Source organism: Streptomyces sp. NPDC031497, assembly GCF_055580905.1.
Map to the genome: position 1 here is coordinate 164,721 of NZ_JBVIKO010000002.1, position 15,466 is coordinate 180,186.

General features: G+C 71.6%; 13 protein-coding genes. 4 read left to right on the forward strand and 9 right to left on the reverse strand.

Annotated features, from left to right (window positions below):
- The first annotated feature begins 150 nt into the window (after positions 1 to 150).
- Both ACZ5K7_RS04040 and ACZ5K7_RS04045 read left to right on the forward strand, forming a co-directional pair.
- The gene (locus ACZ5K7_RS04040) at positions 151 to 1,494 is read left to right on the forward strand and encodes a carboxylate--amine ligase (protein WP_351690884.1); all 1,344 of its coding nucleotides are present in this window, start codon (positions 151 to 153) and stop codon (positions 1,492 to 1,494) included.
- The gene (locus tag ACZ5K7_RS04045) at positions 1,494 to 2,750 is read left to right on the forward strand and encodes an FAD-dependent oxidoreductase (RefSeq protein WP_468910148.1); all 1,257 of its coding nucleotides are present in this window, start codon (positions 1,494 to 1,496) and stop codon (positions 2,748 to 2,750) included. The genes ACZ5K7_RS04040 and ACZ5K7_RS04045 overlap by 1 nt, the downstream gene beginning before the upstream one ends.
- A gap of 222 nt (positions 2,751 to 2,972) precedes the next feature.
- On the opposite strand, the gene ACZ5K7_RS04050 is transcribed toward ACZ5K7_RS04045, so the two are convergent.
- The 3 genes from ACZ5K7_RS04050 to ACZ5K7_RS04060 all read right to left on the reverse strand — a co-directional run bounded on the left by ACZ5K7_RS04050 (position 2,973) and on the right by ACZ5K7_RS04060 (position 4,675).
- A complete protein-coding gene (locus ACZ5K7_RS04050) occupies positions 2,973 to 3,644 on the reverse strand; it encodes a chaplin (RefSeq protein WP_450971631.1) in 672 nt (223 codons plus the stop codon).
- Positions 3,645 to 3,792: 148 nt separating this feature from the next.
- A complete protein-coding gene (locus tag ACZ5K7_RS04055) occupies positions 3,793 to 4,044 on the reverse strand; it encodes a chaplin (protein ID WP_450971632.1) in 252 nt (83 codons plus the stop codon).
- Positions 4,045 to 4,264: 220 nt separating this feature from the next.
- The gene (locus ACZ5K7_RS04060; protein ID WP_468910152.1) at positions 4,265 to 4,675 is read right to left on the reverse strand and encodes a rodlin; all 411 of its coding nucleotides are present in this window, start codon (positions 4,673 to 4,675) and stop codon (positions 4,265 to 4,267) included.
- 268 nt (positions 4,676 to 4,943) lie between these two features.
- Here ACZ5K7_RS04060 and ACZ5K7_RS04065 point away from each other — a divergent pair, with 268 nt between their 5' ends.
- Both ACZ5K7_RS04065 and ACZ5K7_RS04070 read left to right on the forward strand, forming a co-directional pair.
- The gene (locus tag ACZ5K7_RS04065; protein WP_351690876.1) at positions 4,944 to 5,354 is read left to right on the forward strand and encodes a rodlin; all 411 of its coding nucleotides are present in this window, start codon (positions 4,944 to 4,946) and stop codon (positions 5,352 to 5,354) included.
- Positions 5,355 to 5,586: 232 nt separating this feature from the next.
- Positions 5,587 to 5,994 (forward strand): rodlin, encoded by a 408-nt coding sequence (locus tag ACZ5K7_RS04070; protein WP_453031814.1) that lies wholly within the window; start codon positions 5,587 to 5,589, stop codon positions 5,992 to 5,994.
- 71 nt (positions 5,995 to 6,065) lie between these two features.
- Here ACZ5K7_RS04070 and ACZ5K7_RS04075 read toward each other — a convergent pair whose 3' ends face one another.
- The 6 genes from ACZ5K7_RS04075 to ACZ5K7_RS04100 all read right to left on the reverse strand — a co-directional run bounded on the left by ACZ5K7_RS04075 (position 6,066) and on the right by ACZ5K7_RS04100 (position 15,437).
- Positions 6,066 to 8,000: an AMP-dependent synthetase/ligase gene (locus tag ACZ5K7_RS04075; RefSeq protein ID WP_468910155.1), complete on the reverse strand. Its 1,935-nt coding sequence runs from the start codon at positions 7,998 to 8,000 to the stop codon at positions 6,066 to 6,068.
- A 67-nt stretch (positions 8,001 to 8,067) separates the two neighbouring features.
- On the reverse strand, positions 8,068 to 9,204 hold the full coding sequence (locus ACZ5K7_RS04080; protein WP_351690870.1) for an LLM class flavin-dependent oxidoreductase: 1,137 nt from the start codon (positions 9,202 to 9,204) through the stop codon (positions 8,068 to 8,070).
- Positions 9,205 to 9,352: 148 nt separating this feature from the next.
- Positions 9,353 to 10,084 carry a CE1759 family FMN reductase gene (locus ACZ5K7_RS04085; protein ID WP_468910158.1) on the reverse strand — a complete coding sequence of 244 codons (732 nt, stop codon included), beginning with the start codon at positions 10,082 to 10,084 and terminating at the stop codon, positions 9,353 to 9,355.
- 182 nt (positions 10,085 to 10,266) lie between these two features.
- Positions 10,267 to 11,772 (reverse strand): vWA domain-containing protein, encoded by a 1,506-nt coding sequence (locus ACZ5K7_RS04090; protein ID WP_468910161.1) that lies wholly within the window; start codon positions 11,770 to 11,772, stop codon positions 10,267 to 10,269.
- Positions 11,773 to 11,937: 165 nt separating this feature from the next.
- On the reverse strand, positions 11,938 to 12,792 hold the full coding sequence (locus ACZ5K7_RS04095; RefSeq protein ID WP_351690865.1) for an ABC transporter permease: 855 nt from the start codon (positions 12,790 to 12,792) through the stop codon (positions 11,938 to 11,940).
- Positions 12,789 to 15,437, reverse strand: coding sequence for a CocE/NonD family hydrolase (locus tag ACZ5K7_RS04100; RefSeq protein WP_468910164.1), 2,649 nt, complete (start codon positions 15,435 to 15,437; stop codon positions 12,789 to 12,791). The genes ACZ5K7_RS04095 and ACZ5K7_RS04100 overlap by 4 nt, the downstream gene beginning before the upstream one ends.
- Between the last annotated feature and the right edge of the window lie 29 nt (positions 15,438 to 15,466).

Consider the following 15,466-nt stretch of genomic DNA (forward strand, 5'->3'; position numbering starts at 1 on the left):
TCGTCCGTACTTTTCGTTCGTTCGCACATGCGCTGAGGAAGTACCACTTACTGACACTCAGTCATATCAATATGAATACCGCCAGTGCGGCTGCGGCTTTCGGGTGCGCCGAACGCCCGCACGGGTGAACCGAGGCAAAGGAAAAGGTCCGTGTCGCTGCTAGACATCCGGGTTCCCGCGGTTCTGCTGCGGATCGACCGGAATCCCTTTCACCACGGCACCCTCGGGGCCGTGCGCTCGCTCGGCAGAGCCGGCGTGGACGTCCACCTGGTCGCCGATTCCACCGGCAGCCCGGTCGGCAGGTCTCGCTTCGTACGGCAACTGCATCCGCCGCCGGCGCCGGGTGCGTCCGCCGCGGAGATCGTGGCCGTGCTGCGCCGGGTGGCGGCGCGGATCGCCCGTCCGGCGGTGCTGATCCCGATGGACGACGCGAGCGCGATCGCGGTCGGCCGGCTCCGCGAGGACCTCGCGCCCTCCTACCTGCTGCCGCATCAGCCCGCCCTGCTTCCCGAACGGGTCGCCGACAAGTTCGAGTTGGCCCAGGTGTGCGCGGCGGCCGGGATCCCGCACCCGGGGACCCTCGTCCCGGACAGCGCCGAGCAGGCAGCCGCCGCCGTCTGGCGGCTCGGGCTGCCGGTGGTCGCCAAGTGGAGCCGGCCCTGGCTGCTGCCGGCCGGGTCCGGGCTGCGCAGCACGGTCGTGGTGCGCTCGGCGCGGGAGGCGCGGGAGCTGTTCCTGCGGGCCGACGAGGCGGGCAGCCGTCTGCTGCTCCAGGAGTTCCTGCCGCCGGGCCCGGACCGCGACTGGTTCTTCCACGGCTACGCCGACCGCACCGGCGCGGTCCGCGCGGGCGGCCCCGGCCGCAAGCAGCGGGCCTGGCCGCGCGGGGCGGGCCTGACCGCGGTCGGCCTGTGGACGCCCAACCCGCAGGTCCAGGGGCTGGCCGAGCGGCTCACCGGCGAACTGGGCTTCCGGGGCATCTTCGACCTGGACTTCCGGCGCTGCGGCAGCACCGGCCGCTACCACCTCCTCGACTTCAACCCCCGTCCGGGCGCCCAGTTCCGGCTCTTCGCCGACAGCGCGGGCCTGGACGTCGTACGCGCCCTGCACCTGGATCTGACCCACCGCCCGCTGACCGCCGGGGCTCCGCTGGCCGGGCGGGCGTTCGTGGTGGAGAACTACGCGCCGCTGAGCGCGCTGCGGCCGGCCCCGCGCGGGCGCGAACTCGCCTGGAGCGCGCCGGACGACCGGGGGCCGGGCCTCGCCATGTGGGCGCTGTGGTGCCGGCATGTGGCCGGCCGGCTCCTCGGCCGGCTGCGCCCCGGCACGGCCCCGGTCCCGCCGCCGGCCTCCGTCGTGGTCCGCCAGGCCGGGGAGCCGGCCGGGGAGCGCTGCCCGGCCGCCCTGGACGAGGAACTCTCCGGAGTGTCCGGTGTCCCCAGCCTCTCCGGTCTGCCCGACCGGTCCGACGACGAGAAAGCGAGCAGCTGCTGATGTACGACCTGCTGGTGGTGGGAGCGGGCCCGTACGGCCTGTCCATCGCGTCCCACGCCGCGACGGCGGGGCTGAACGTGCGTGTCTTCGGCCGCCCGATGGCGTCCTGGCGCGACCACATGCCCCGCGGGATGTTCCTCAAGTCCGAACCCTGGGCCTCCAACCTGTCGGACCCCGAGGCGCGTTGGCGGCTGGACGTGTACTGCGCGGGCCGGGGGGTCGAGGCCCGGCACGGGCGGCCGATCCCGCTGGACATGTTCACCGAGTACGGCCTGTGGTTCGCCCGCAACGCCGCCCCGCCCGTCGACGAACGCACCGTCACCCGTATCGCTCCCCGCGCCGGCGGATTCGACGCGACGACGGAGGACGGCGAGACCCTGCACGGCCGGACCGTCGCCCTCGCCGTCGGCGTGCTGCCGTTCGTCGAGATCCCGTCCGCGCTGCGCGGCCTCTCCCCCGACCTGGTCTCACACAGCAGCCACCATGCCGACCTCGACCGTTTCCGGGGCCGGGACGTCACGGTGATCGGCGGCGGCCAGGCGGCCCTGGAGACCGCCGCGCTCCTCGCCGAACAGGGCAGCAGGGTACGGGTGCTGGTGCGCGCGGAGGAGCTGTACTGGAACGAGGTGCCGCCGCCCTGGGAGCGCCCCTGGTGGCAGTCGGCGCGCGCCCCGCACAGCGGTCTCGGTCCCGGCTGGCGCAACTGGTTCTACTCCGAGCGCCCCGGCCTGTACCGGCGGCTCGCGGAGCCGACCCGGGCGCGGATCGCGGCCACGGCCCTCGGCCCGGCCGGCGCCTGGTGGGTGCGGGAGCGGGTGGAGTCCGGGGTGGAGGTACTGCTCGGCCGCGAGGTGACGGCGGCCCGGGCCACCGCGGGCGGGGTGCGCCTGGACACGGAGACGCGCGGCGGCGGGGTGGGCACCCTGGAGACCGAACACGTCATCGCGGCCACGGGGTTCAGGGCGACCCGGGAGCGGCTCGGGCTCCTGGCCGACGACCTGCGTACGACGCTGGTGACGGGGGCCGACGGGGCGCCGGAGGTCGGCCGGGACTTCGAGTCGTCGTACCCCGGGCTGTTCCTGGCCGGTCTGATCACGGCCGCGGGCTTCGGCCCGGCGATGCGCTTCGTGCACGGCGCCGGCTTCACCGCGGGCACGCTGGTGCGCGGGGTACGGCGGCGGCTGCGCTCGGGTCCGGCCGACTGGGGCCTCGACGCGGACCACCTGGAACCGGCACCGGACACGGTGCGGAGCTGACGGACGCGGGTGCCGGAGCCTTCGGGAGGCATCCGGCACCCGGCGGGCCAGGGTCTGTCTGACCATTCCCGTCGTCGCCCGGAGGGCGGCCTCGCGGCGTCAGGTGCGTGCTCTCGGCGTGCCGGGCGTAGGCCCTCGTACTGGACGTACTCGGGTCTGCGCCCGGTGCGGCGAGAGTTCGTGCATGGCGTCGTGAGGCAGACGGGAATTGTCAGACAGGCACTAGGACCGGCGGGACGCGGATCGGCCTCGTCGGTACAGCGTCGTCCCGCCCGCGATCAGTGCGGCGCTGGCGGCCGAGGCGGCGAGCATGGCCTCACGGTCACTGCCGGTGTGCGGCAGGGAGGGCGGTGTTCCCTGGTGGTGTCCGCCACCGGGCGGAGGTGTCGCACTCGGCGACGGAGGCGTCCGGCTCGGCGGCGGAGGCGTCGGAGTCGGAGTCGCTGTCGGCGATGGAGGTGTCCGGCTCGGCGGTGGGGGTGTCGGAGTCGGAGTCGGCGGGGGCGGAGTCTCGCCGCAGGGGGGCGAGGTCTCTTCGCCGTAGGGGGGCGGGGTGGTGCCGGGCGAGCCCTCGGCGCCGTAGCCCGAGTCGCATTCCGTACTGCCGTAGCCCGAGATGTCGGCGCCCGAGTCGCCGTAGGACGTCTCGGGTGCGCGGTTGTCGGGGTGCTCGTCCGTATCCGGTTCGCTCGCACAGGAGTTGCCGAAGGCCGTGTTCAACGCGGCGGCCACGTCGACCGAGTTGCCGCACACGTTGACCGGCACGTTCACCGGGGCCTGGACGTTGTTGCCGGACACGACACCCGGTGAGCCGCCTGCGGTCCCGGTCGCGTCCGTGTCGGCGAGCGCGGGACTGGCGTACAGGGACAGCATGCCGGCCGCGGCGGCGGCCATGACCATTCCCCTGCTGAGGGTCTGTCGCAATCTCGTTGCCTTCCTGCTCAGAAGTGGAAAAACCGGCCTCGGAGCGCGGATGCGAAAGATCGACGGTCCGAGGCCGGCCGTGACACAGCCGGACGGCTGGTGCGCTGCGCTGACGTCGTCAGTCGTCGGCGCAGGCGCTGCCGAACGCGGGGTTCAGCAGCGCGATGACGTCAACGGTGTCGCCGCAGGCGTTGACCGGAACGTGGACCGGAACCTGGATCGTGTTGCCGGAGACAGCGCCCGGGGAACCGACGGCAGCAGCCTCGGCACCCGAGTCCGCGAAGGCCGGAACGGCAGCGCCCAGGGCCAGGATTACACCGGTGGCGACAGCAGCGGTCTTCTTCATGAACTTTCCCTTCTCTGCGGTCATGCCCATATGACGGCCGAAACCGAGCGAGCACAGCATGAACGGCTCGCATCATGACCGGCAGACTGTAGAACGAGAAATAGGCGGCCGAAGAAACTACGGAACGCGCGCCGTCAGGTAATTCACTCGAACGCCTTCACAGCAGGAATTGGTTGATCGCAGCGAAATCCGCTCGGGCGGCGTGTGTTCACACGCCGCCCGAGCGGATTCCACGAGACCGGGGTCACTTGTTGGCGACGCCGTTGGCGGAGAGAGCCGAGATGTCGTCCAGGATGTGCGAGAGCGGCTCGTCGCCCTTGGCCTGGGTGGAGTTCTCGGCGCACTGCTGGTTCTGCGGCGCGGACAGGACGTTGACGTCCTGGACGTCGATCGGGACGGCGCCGAGGATGGCCTGCACGTTCCCCTTGACGGGCAGACCGACGCACAGCTTGTTCAGGGAGCTCTGGACCAGCGTGGCCTGCGGGCTCATCTTGCCCTTGGTCACCTGGTTGCCGAACTTCTCGTGGGCTCCGTTGCCGCTGGCGGAGGTGGTGCCGTGGTCGTTGCCGGTGGCAAGCGCCTGGGGGGCTGCCGCCGCCGACACACCTACGACGGACGCGGCGACCGCCACCGCGGCCATTGCCTTCTTCAGCATTTCGTTATTTCCTTTCCCGGCTTCACGCCAAGACGGACGTTCCTGCCCGGCATCAACCGCCCGCGCCCGGAATGGTTGCGGCAGGCACGCGGTACGTCACCCGATCGGACCGGTGCCCCGTCCGGAATTCGCGTAGGAACCGCCCGACGGCGGGGTCGGAGAATGCCGGACCGTGGGCCATCGGGGTGAAGGGGAGCAACCAATGGGATCGCACGCAGTTGACCAGGGAGCTCCGGTCGACGGGGTGTCCTCAGAAGGGAATTGACAAGTGATCAAGAAGGTTCTGGCCGCCACCGCTGTCGCAGCCTCCGTTGTCGGCGCCACCGCTGCGGCCGCCTCGCCCGCCCTGGCCACCGGCAATGACCACGGCACCACCTCGGCGAGCGGCAACGGCGCCTCGCAGGCGTTCGGCAACTCCGCCACGTACGGCAACATGAGCCCCCAGCTGGCGCTGATCCAGGGCTCCTTCAACAAGCCGTGCATCGGCCTGCCCGTCAAGGGGAACGTGCAGGGCCTCCTCGGCGCCGTCCCGATCAACGTTCAGGACATCAACGTCCTGTCCGCGCCGCAGAACCAGCAGTGCGTCGAGAACTCCACCCAGGCCAAGGGCGACGAGCCGCTCTCGCACATCCTGGACGACATCGCGGCCCTGTCCTCGAACGGCACCGCCAACAAGTAGTCCCGACGCCTTCCGGGCCCCTGTCGGGGTGCTCTCGGCCGACGGGCCGCCGACTTCCCGGCGGCACGCCGGCCTGCGTCGTTTCCGGCGCACCCGCCCCCCGGCGGGGCGCTCGTCGCCTAATCGGACTGCGCTGCTCCAATGGGGGCAAAGCACGCAACCCGGGCGCGGTTTCGGGCGTTGACGATCACGCAGCTCCTCCCCGGAGTCCGCCTTTCGAAAGGGAATGAACATGAAGAAGCTGTGGGCAACCGCGGCCGTTGCCGCCACCGTCGCCGGTTTCGCGGCCACGGCCGCTCCGCAGGCCCTGGCCACCGGCAACGACAGCGGCACCACCTCGGCCAGCGGTAACGGCGCCAAGTCGGAGTTCGGCAACTCGGCCACGTTCGGCGACCAGAGCCCGCAGCTCTCGCTGGTCCAGGGGTCGTTGAACAAGCCGTGCGTCGGCCTGCCCGCCAAGCTGAACCTGCAGGGCCTCGTCGGCGCTGTCCCGATCAACGTCCAGGACATCAACGTCCTGTCCTCCCCGCAGAACCAGCAGTGCGTCGAGAACTCCACCCAGGCCAAGGGCGACGAGCCGCTCTCGCACATCCTGGACGACATCGCGGCCCTGTCCGCCAACGGCACCGCCAACAAGTAGTCCGGCAGACGTTCCGCGGGCGGCGGGCCACCGGTTCTTCCGGTGGCCCGCCGCCTTTTCGTGCCCTGGGCTCACTTTCGGTACAGCGCCTCGATCTCGTCGGCGTAGCGGGCGGCCACCGCGTGCCGCTTCACCTTGAGGGACGGGGTGAGCAGGCCGTTGTCCTCGGTGAAGTCGCCCTCGACCAGGGCGAAGGCACGGATCGACTCGGCGCGGGAGACGGCCGCGTTGGCGTGGTCGACCGCCTTCTGCACCTCGGCCCGCAGCCGGCCGTCGCGCACCAGCTCGGCGAGCGGGGTGTCCGGCGGCAGCTTCCGCACGGACATCCAGTGGGCGAGGGCTTCGGGGTCCAGGGTGATCAGCGCGGCGACGAAGGGCCGGTTGTCGCCGACGACCAGGCACTGGCCGACGGGCGCGCGGCTGCGCAGCCGGTCCTCCAGGACGGCCGGCGAGACGTTCTTGCCGCCGGAGGTGACCAGCAGGTCTTTCTTACGGCCGGTGATGGTGAGATAGCCGTCCTCGTCGAGCGTGCCGAGGTCGCCGGTCGCGAACCAGCCGTCGTCCGGGAGCACTTCGGCGGTCGCGGCCGGGTTGTTCCAGTACGACCCGAAGACCACCGGCCCCTTGATCAGCACTTCGCCGTCGTCGGCGATCCGGACGGCCGTCCCCGGGATCGGCTGCCCGACCGTGCCGGGGCGGGGCGCCAGTGGCGGCACGATCGTGGCGGCCGCGCTGGTCTCGGTCAGGCCGTAGCCCTCGTAGACGACGATCCCGGCCGCGTGGAAGAACAGGTTGAGGTTCCGGTCGAGCGGGGAGCCGCCGCTGATGGCGTACCGCATCCGGCCGCCGAGTTCCTTGCGGATACGGCGGTAGACCAGCAGGTCGTACAGGGCCCACGCGGCGTACAGGCCTGGGCCGGGGCCCTTTCCGGTGCCGAGGAACTTGTTCAGGTAGGCCTCGGCGAAGCGCACGCCGGTCCGTTCCGCCCGGTCGAAGGAGGCGCCCCGGCCGATCTTCTCGGCCGTCGCCCGCCCGGTGTCATGGATCTTCTCGAAGAGGTACGGCACCCCGACCAGGAACGTCGGCCGGAACTCCCGTAGCGCGGGCCGGAGTTCGTCCGGCTTCACGCTCGGGAAGTGGCCCATCTCGATCCGGCCCATCAGACAGGCGATCTGGAGCGTACGGCCCAGGATGTGGGCGAGCGGCAGGAACAGCAGGGTCGAGGCGGTCTGCCCGGTGACCGCCTGGAAGACGGGGTACAGCAGCTCGACCGTGTTGGCGGCCTCGGCGTGCAGGTTGGCGTGGGTGAGGACGCAGCCCTTGGGGCGGCCGGTGGTGCCGGAGGTGTAGCAGACGGTGGCGATCGAGTCGGGGGTGAGGGTGCCGCGGCGCTTGGCGACGTCCTCGTCGGGGATGTCCGCGCCGAGGGCGGTGAGTTCGGCGACCGCGCCGCCCGCCGCGGCAGCGGCTGATGTCTCCGTCAGTTCCCAGACGCGCGGGGGTCGGGGGTGCCGGGCGGTGCCGGTGGTGACGGTGGCGGTGTTCTCCGGGGTCTCGGTGACGACATGGCGGGCGCCGGAGTCCCGGACGATCCACTCCACCTGCTCCGCGGAGGAGGTGGGGTAGACCGGGACGGTCACCCCGCCGGCCGACCAGATGGCGAAGTCGAGGACCGTCCACTCGTAGCGGGTGCGGGACATCACGGCGACGCGGTCGCCCGCGGCAAGGCCTGCGCGGATCAACCCCTTTGCCACGGCGGTCACTTGAGCGGCGAAGGCGGCGGCCGTGACGGTGCCCTCACGGAGCCGGATCGCCGTGGCGCCGGGGTCCTCGGCCGCGTTGGTGTGGGGGAGGTCGGCGAGGGAGCCGGTCGCGAGCGGGGCGGCGAGGGGCGGTCGGCGCACCTCCCGTACGACGCCGGCCTCGTCCCTGATGACCCCGACCTCGCCCCGGGCGGCGAGGTCGGTACGTCGACGTGCTCGCTTGAGGTCGCTGCGTACGCCCATGGGGCGTCAACTTACCCGTAGGTAAGGATGCGTCAATGGGTCGGGACGGGTCGGGTTCCGCGTGCGATCAGCGCCGCGCCCGTTCGATCTTCGTGGCGGCGTCTGCGACGGTTCGGCCATGGGCGGCGGGGCGGCCGCCGTAGGGGTCTTCATCGCTCCACAGCGTCGTCGGGGCAGCCTTGCGGACCACCGGTATGACCTCACTGGCGAACCGTTCGAGCATGTTGAGCTGCTGCTCGTGCGGGATGAACGTCGGGAGGCTGAAGGACTGCAGATCGTGTCCGAACCCCTCGTGGAACCAGAGGATCTTCTCGGCGATCTGCTGCGGCGACCCGACCAGGACAGGGCCACGCTCGATGGCGTCATCGATGGTCGCGAACGTCATCTCGTTGCCGGGCGTGTGGTTCCCGGGCTGGTTGAAGTAGGCCACGATCCGCTCGTACGCCGGCCCGAAGGCCTCCCGCGCCTCCTGGGTCGTGTCGGCCAGGTAGAGGAAGCCCGCACCCGCGGCGACATAGGCGAACCTGGGATCGTGCCCGTGTCGGTCGTACTCCTTGCGGTAGTGGTCGATGAGTACGGTGTAGTTGTCGCGGGGCTGGATGGCGTTGGCGGAGAAGAGCGGGTCGCCCCACTTCGCCGCGAGGCTCGCCGAGGCCGTCGTGGTCGCCGACCCGTGCCACACGCGAGGGGCGCCGGCGAAGGGGCGCGGCAGGCTGGTGACCTCGTTCAGCGGTCCGCGAAAGCGACCCTGCCAGGTGAGGTTCTCCTCGCGCCACAGCCGGTGGAGCAGCTCGTACTTCTCCGCCAGCGCCTCCCACTGGTCGCCGTTCTCGATACCGAACATCGGCAGCTGACGCAGCTCGTTGCCCTTGCCGATGACGAGTTCGAGCCGGCCGCGGGAGAGCTGGTCGATCGTGGCGTAGTCCTCGGCGACGCGCAGCGGGTCGTGGATCGACAGGACCGAGACACCTGTCTGGATCCGGACCCGGCTGGTGGTCGCTGCGATCGCACCGAGCAGGACCGTGACGCCGCTGGAGAGGAAGTCGCCGGCGTGGCGTTCGCCCAGCGCGACCGCGTCGAACCCGAACTCCTCGGCGTAGCGTGCCGAGGTCAGCGCCTGGGAGTACCGCTCGTCGGTACGGATCTCACGCCCGGTCACCGGGTTCTTGAGGTGCGGCAGGATGTCGAGGACTTGAAACTTCATGAGAAAACCTCTGATTCTTTCGCTGGACTGTTTGTCGGGCGGGCACGAGGCAGTGCTGGTTCAGGTCCGCCCGCCGCCGATGACCAGCACCGTCACGCGGCCGTCGGCCTGCTCGGGCTCCGCCGGTCCCCGTGCCGGGGCGGGTACGTCAGCGTTCATCGGCCCTGTCACCGGCCGGGGGGCGTACGGTTCCACCGGCGGCCAGGCGCATGAGATCGGTGTCGAAGTCGACGTCTTCGGTGCCGTGTTCGGCGCGGGTGGCGGTGGCGCCGAACACGTGCCGGTAGCCCGCCCCGTTGCCGTCGGCGATGTCACGGCCGGCACCGCTGCGCAGGACGGCGGCGAGTTCGCCGGCCGCGCGGGCGATGCGTTTGCCGAGGTCGGTCGAGTCCCAGTCCTGCGGTGCGGCGTAGAGGGAGGTCGGCATCGGGAGCGTCCGGAGGAACGCGAACAGCGGCCGGAGGTGGCCGTCGACGACCATGCTGTGCCGGGCCGAGCCGCCGGTGGCGGCGAGGACGACCGGTTTGGCGATGAGCAGGTCGTTGTCGATCAGGTCGGTGAACGACTTGAACAGGCCACTGATCCCTGCCTTGTAGACGGGAGTGGCGGCGATGATCGCGTCCGACTCGGCCAGCTGTGCGTGGGCGTCCCGCACCTTCGGGTCGGGCATCCCCAAGACGATCGACCGTGCGATCTCGACGGCGAGCGGACCCAGATCGATCGAGCGCACGGTCGCGGCAATGCCGATGTCACGGAGGGCGTCGACGCTCTTCCGGGCGATCCGGTCGGCCAGCAGCCGGGTCGAGGACGGGTCACTCACCCCGGCATTGACGACCGTGATGGTGAGGACCTGCCGGGGGGCGACGGGCAGGTTGTTCATGCGATGTTCCCCGGGTCCGGCTTCGGGTGCGCCGTCGGGTCGGGCGAGATGTCACCGATGCCGAACACCCCGAACTGCATGCCGCCTCCTTGTTGATGCTTGACTCAGCAAGTATCAAAACAGCATGACGGCGCATGTATTCCCGGCCCGACCGACGTTCCGTGACCCCGGTGACGGGCGCGTCAGTCGTCCGCGTCCGAACGGCTCGCCTCCCCGATGGCGGTCGCCAAGCCGGACACGTCCTTGTCCTCGGTCGTTCGTGCCAGCGTCGCGGCCCGGGAGTGGAGGCTGCCGAGGCCGGGCTTCCCGGGAATGTCGTAGTCACCGCCCGCCAGCGCATCCGCGAAGTACGCCGCCACCGCCGTGACCTGGAAGCGTGGGGACGCCGCCCAGACCGAGTCGTGCAGCGCGCCGGTCTCCATCGCCCCCGTGTCCTCGTGCGGGGCGCGGGTCTCGGGGTCCAGCCAGCGGACCGTGGCGGTGGCCAGGTGGCCCTCCGCGCCCGGCCTGGTGCGGACCGCGTAGAGGGCCGTCACCGTGTGGCCGGGGCCCACCTCGCCGCCGTCCACCCGGTCGTCACGGAAGTCCTCGTCGGCGACCTTGCGGTCCTGGTAGCCGATCAGCCGGAAGTCGGCGACCGTGTGCGGGTCGAAGGCCACCTGGGCCTTGGCGTCGCGGGCCACCAGGTCGATGTTCTGCGGGAGTTGCTCGCAGAAGACCCGGGTCGCGGTGGCGGTGTCGGAGACGTACGTCGTGTGGCCGTCGCCCTTGTCGGCGAGGCGTTCCATGAGCGCGTCGCCGTAGTCGCTGCCGACGCCCACGCCGAACAGCGTGATGCCGTACTCGCGGCGGTCGCTGTCGATGCGCTTCAGGATGGCGTCGGGGTCGGTCTCGCCGTCGTTGGCGAGGGCGTCGGAGATCAGGACGACACGGTTGGTGGCGTCCTTGCGCAGGCCTTCGACGGCGGTGGCGTAGCCGGTCTTCACGCCCTCGCCGAGGTTGGTGGAGTAGAGGGCGTCGAGGCTGTCGACGGCGTCGTGGATCTCGCCGCGGTGGCCGGCGAGGCGGGTCATCGGCAGGACGGTCTCGGCGTGTTCGCTGAAGGCGACGATCGCGACCGAGTCGTCGTCGCGCAGCCGGTCGGTCATCGTGTCCAGGGACTTCTTGGCGAGGTCCAGCCGGCCCGGCTCGTCCATGGAGCCGGAGACGTCGATGACGAAGGTGAGGGCCGCGGGCGGGCGTTCGGCGGTGGCGTCGGCGGGCCGGGTGGCGAGGCCCACCCGGACCAGGGACCAGTTCGGGTCGGTGGTGCGGGCGCCGTCCACCGTGACCGTGAAGCCGTTGTGGTCGGGGGTGGGGTAGTCCTGGCGGAAGCTGTTGACGAACTCCTCGGCGCGGACGGTCGAGGGGGCGGGGCGCTCGCCGTCGGCGAGGGTACGGCGGGCGTAGCCGTAGGACGCGGTGTCGACGTCCAGGGCGAAGGTGGACAGGTAGTCGGAGGCCGGGGTGGTCGCGGAGTCCTCGTCCTGCGGCCGGCTGGGAGCCGGGGCCGGAAGGCCGTTGCTCTGTTTCGCGTCGTTGGACGAGTGGCTGCCGTCGCCCGCGCCGCAGGCCGTCAGCAGCAGGGCGGCCGTGGTGGTGAGGGCGAGCAGTGCCCCTCGGGTGCGTCGTATCCGGTAGTGCTCCATCTGGTGTGCCCCCTGTGCCGGTCGGAGTCGGCCTTCTGGCTCTCTGGCTCTGTCCCGACTCTGACGGCGTGAGGGGGTGGAACGTGCGACCCGAAGCGTTGCGGATGGATCTCGAACCGGGCACGGACCAGGGGTTTCGATGCCGGAGGGAGATCGTCCGGTGACCTAGGAGACCACGTCCTTGCGGGCGAAACCCCGGAAGGCCAGGGCGAACAGCACCAGGGCGTACGTTATGGAGATCGCGGTTCCCTGGATCATGCCGGACCACTCGGGATGCGGCTGTACGGCGTCCGCCCAGGCGAACTGCCAGTGCGCGGGCAGGAAGTCGCGCCAGTGGCCGAGGGCGGTGACCGCGTCCAGGACGTTGCCGACGATGGTCAGGCCGACCGCGCCGCCGACCGCGCCGAGGGGTGCGTCCGTCTTGGTGGAGAGCCAGAACGCCAGTCCCGCGGTGACCAGTTGGGACAGGAAGACGTACGCCACCACGACCGCGAGGCGCTGGGCCGCCGTGCCGGTGTCGAGTTCGCCGCCGGTCGGGATCTGGAGCGGTCCCCAGCCGTAGGCGGCGGTGCCGACGGCCAGGGCGACCAGCGGCAGCAGGACCATCGCGGCCAGGCTGAGGCCGAGGGCGACGACCAGCTTGGACCACAGCAGGCGGGCCCTGGGCACGGGTGCGGCGAGCAGATAGCGCAGGGAGGACCAGCTGGCCTCCGAGGCCACCGTGTCCCCGCAGAACAGGGCGACCGGGATGACGAGCAGGAACCCGGCCGACACGAACAGGTTGACCGCGGCGAAGTTGGCGCCGGACGCGGTGGCCGTGTCCAGCAGGGTGACCTGGCCGTTCCGCTCGCCCGGCTGGCCGCCGATCGCGAACGCGATCAGCAGGACGAACGGCAGTACGGCCAGGATCGCGCCCATCACCAGGGTGCGGCGGCGCTTCAGCTGGCGGACCAGCTCGACGCGCAGCGGCAGGGTGCGGCCCGCCTGATAGCCGGAGGCGACCTCGGTGAGCGTGCTCATGCGGAACCTCCGATCAGGGTCAGGAAGGCGTCTTCGAGACGGCGGTGGGGGCCCACGGACGCCACGGGCACGTCGAGCCGGACGAGTTCGGCGACCAGTCGCGGTGCGCTGCCGCCGGGCTCCATGCGCACCAGCAGTCCGTCGTCCGTGCGGGTCACCGAGGCGACGCCGGACAGCGCGGCCACCTTCTCCACCACGGGCTCCTCCACGGGCACGCCGGTGCCGACGAGCAGGGTGTCGCCGGAGCCGACGATCTCCGCGACCGGGCCGGCCTGTATCAGCCGGCCGCGGTCCATCACCACGAGGTGGGTGCAGGACTGCTCGACCTCGGCGAGGAGATGGCTGGAGACGATCACCGTACGGCCGGCGGCCGCGTACCGGATCATCACCTCGCGCATCTCGCGGATCTGCGGCGGGTCGAGGCCGTTGGTCGGTTCGTCGAGGATGAGCAGGTCCGGCAGGCCGAGCATGGCCTGGGCGATGGCGAGGCGCTGGCGCATGCCCTGCGAGTAGGTGCGGACCGCGCGGGCCAGTGCGTCGCCGAGTCCCGCGATCTCCAGGGCCTCCTCGATGTGGGAGTCGGCCGCCGGGCGGCCGGTGGCCTGCCAGTACAGCTCCAGGTTCTCCCGGCCGGAGAGGTGCGGCAGGAAGCCGGCGCCCTCCACGAAGGCGCCGACCCGGGAGAGGACGGGGGCGCCCGGACGGATGGCGTGGCCGAAGACCCGGATCTCGCCGTCGTCCGGCTTGATCAGGCCCATCAGCATGCGCAGGGTGGTGGTCTTGCCCGCGCCGTTCGGGCCGAGCAGGCCGAGGACCTGGCCCTTCTCGACGCGGAAGGACAGCTCCCGGACCGCGTACCGGTCAGTGGAGCCGGCGTAGCGCTTGCTCAGGTCCGTGATCTGCAGCGGGATCTCGGCGAGCTCGGGGTCCGGAGCCGGGGTGGCGGTACGGCGGCGGCCGGTGACCAGCAGCGCCAGGGCGGCGAGAGCTCCGGCCGCCGGCAGCCACCACACCCAGGAGGGCAGCGCCGCGGCGGCCGTGTCCACCTGGGGTGCCGTCGGCACGCCGAGGGCGCCCTTGAGGGAGACCGTGTACGTCGCCGGGGCGGTCGGGGAGGCGTAGCCGAGGTCGGTGGAGGCGAGGACCAGGCGCAGCCGGTGGCCCTTCTGCACCTCGTGGTCGATCGCCGGGAGGGTGATCGTGACGTCCTTGCCGGACCTGGCTCCCTCGACGCGGATCGGGGTGACCAGCTGGGAGGGCAGCACCTGCTGGGTGCCGTCCGGGCCGACGTCATACACCTTGCCGAACAGCACGGCGTCGTCGCTCGTCGAGGTGATGTGGACGGTGGCCGTGGGTGAGCCGGTGATCTGCACGTTGTCGGCGACGGGCGCCGAGTCGAAGCGGGCGTACTGGCCCGGGAAGTCCAGGGAGACGCCGACACCGAGGGAGGAGAGCTGGGCGAGGCCGCCGCCGGCGCCGAGGCCGGGCAGCGCGGAGACCGCGGGCGGGGTGGCGCCCGCCGGGTTCTCGACGCGCTGTGTGCCGCCCGTCAGGGCGATGGACTTCCGGTCGCCCTCCAGGCCGGGGTAGCTGTCCGCGGTCGCGCCCCGCAGCTGGGCGGTGCCGTCGGTGGAGTCGACGCCTCCGGTGCGGGTGATCCGGAAGGCCGGGCCGGTGTCGGTGGCCTTGTCGCCCTTCAGATAGCGGTCGAACCAGGAGGTGACCCGGCCCTCGACGCGGCTGGTCTCCAGGTCGCCGCCGTCGTGACCGCCGGCGATCCAGTCGACGTCGACGGGGGCGCCGTTGGCACGGATCGCCTTCGCGGCGGCGTCGGACTGGGCGAGGGTGAAGAGGGAGTCGGTCTGGCCCTGGAAGAGGAGGGTGGGCACCTTGATGCGGGTGCCGACGGCCGACGGTGAGCGCTCCTCCAGGAGCTTGACCGCGGCCGCGTCCGGCTTGCCCGACTCGGCGACCCGGTTGTACATCGCGCACAGCGCCGGCTCGAACCTGGCGCAGCCGCCGCCGGTGTTGAAGAAGATCCCGGCCCACAGCTTCTTGAACACGCCGTTCGGGAACAGGGCGTCCGCGAGGTTCCAGTAGGTGATCGACGGGGCGATCGCGTCCACGCGCTGGTCGTAGCCGGCGGCCAGGAGGGAGATCGCGCCGCCGTAGGAGCCGCCGGCCATGCCGACGCGGGGGTCGCCGGGCTTGTCGAGCTGGACCTGGGGCTGCTGCGCCAGCCAGTCGATGAGCCGGGAGACGTCGGCGACCTCGCCCTTCGGGTCGTTCAGGCCGATCCTGCCGGTCGACCTGCCGAAGCCGCGGGCGGACCAGGTGAGGACCGCGTATCCCTGGCGGGTGAGGTCCTCCGCCTCCTGGCGCATGTCGGCCTTGGAGCCGCCGAAGCCGTGGGCGAGGAGGACCGCGGGGCGTCGGCCGGTGCCGGGGGTGGTGAAGAACGAGGTGTCCAGCCGGACCCCGTCGACGGCCATGACCTTGTCGGACCGGTGCACCGGGGTCGGGTCGTCGGACGCGACGGCCGTCCAGGTGCCGGCGCCCACGAGCACCACGACGGCGGCCGCGGCGGACAGAAGTCGCCGCGGCCGCCGAAGCAGGGCTCGTAGGCCGGGGGGTCGAAGATCCATGCCCTCAACGGTACGGGCCCGGACTGACA

What these genes read in the sequence shown, in the direction of transcription:
- ACZ5K7_RS04050 (WP_450971631.1), bottom strand. Translation starts at nt 3,644, where the DNA reads ATGGCCGCCGCCGCGGCCGGCATGCTGTCCCTGTACGCCAGTCCCGCG.
- ACZ5K7_RS04060 (WP_468910152.1), bottom strand. Translation starts at nt 4,675, where the DNA reads ATGCTGAAGAAGGCAATGGCCGCGGTGGCGGTCGCCGCGTCCGTCGTA.
- ACZ5K7_RS04045 (WP_468910148.1), top strand. Translation starts at nt 1,494, where the DNA reads ATGTACGACCTGCTGGTGGTGGGAGCGGGCCCGTACGGCCTGTCCATC.
- ACZ5K7_RS04095 (WP_351690865.1), bottom strand. Translation starts at nt 12,792, where the DNA reads ATGAGCACGCTCACCGAGGTCGCCTCCGGCTATCAGGCGGGCCGCACC.
- ACZ5K7_RS04070 (WP_453031814.1), top strand. Translation starts at nt 5,587, where the DNA reads ATGAAGAAGCTGTGGGCAACCGCGGCCGTTGCCGCCACCGTCGCCGGT.
- ACZ5K7_RS04075 (WP_468910155.1), bottom strand. Translation starts at nt 8,000, where the DNA reads ATGGGCGTACGCAGCGACCTCAAGCGAGCACGTCGACGTACCGACCTC.
- ACZ5K7_RS04080 (WP_351690870.1), bottom strand. Translation starts at nt 9,204, where the DNA reads ATGAAGTTTCAAGTCCTCGACATCCTGCCGCACCTCAAGAACCCGGTG.
- ACZ5K7_RS04055 (WP_450971632.1), bottom strand. Translation starts at nt 4,044, where the DNA reads ATGACCGCAGAGAAGGGAAAGTTCATGAAGAAGACCGCTGCTGTCGCC.
- ACZ5K7_RS04090 (WP_468910161.1), bottom strand. Translation starts at nt 11,772, where the DNA reads ATGGAGCACTACCGGATACGACGCACCCGAGGGGCACTGCTCGCCCTC.
- ACZ5K7_RS04085 (WP_468910158.1), bottom strand. Translation starts at nt 10,084, where the DNA reads ATGAACAACCTGCCCGTCGCCCCCCGGCAGGTCCTCACCATCACGGTC.
- ACZ5K7_RS04100 (WP_468910164.1), bottom strand. Translation starts at nt 15,437, where the DNA reads ATGGATCTTCGACCCCCCGGCCTACGAGCCCTGCTTCGGCGGCCGCGG.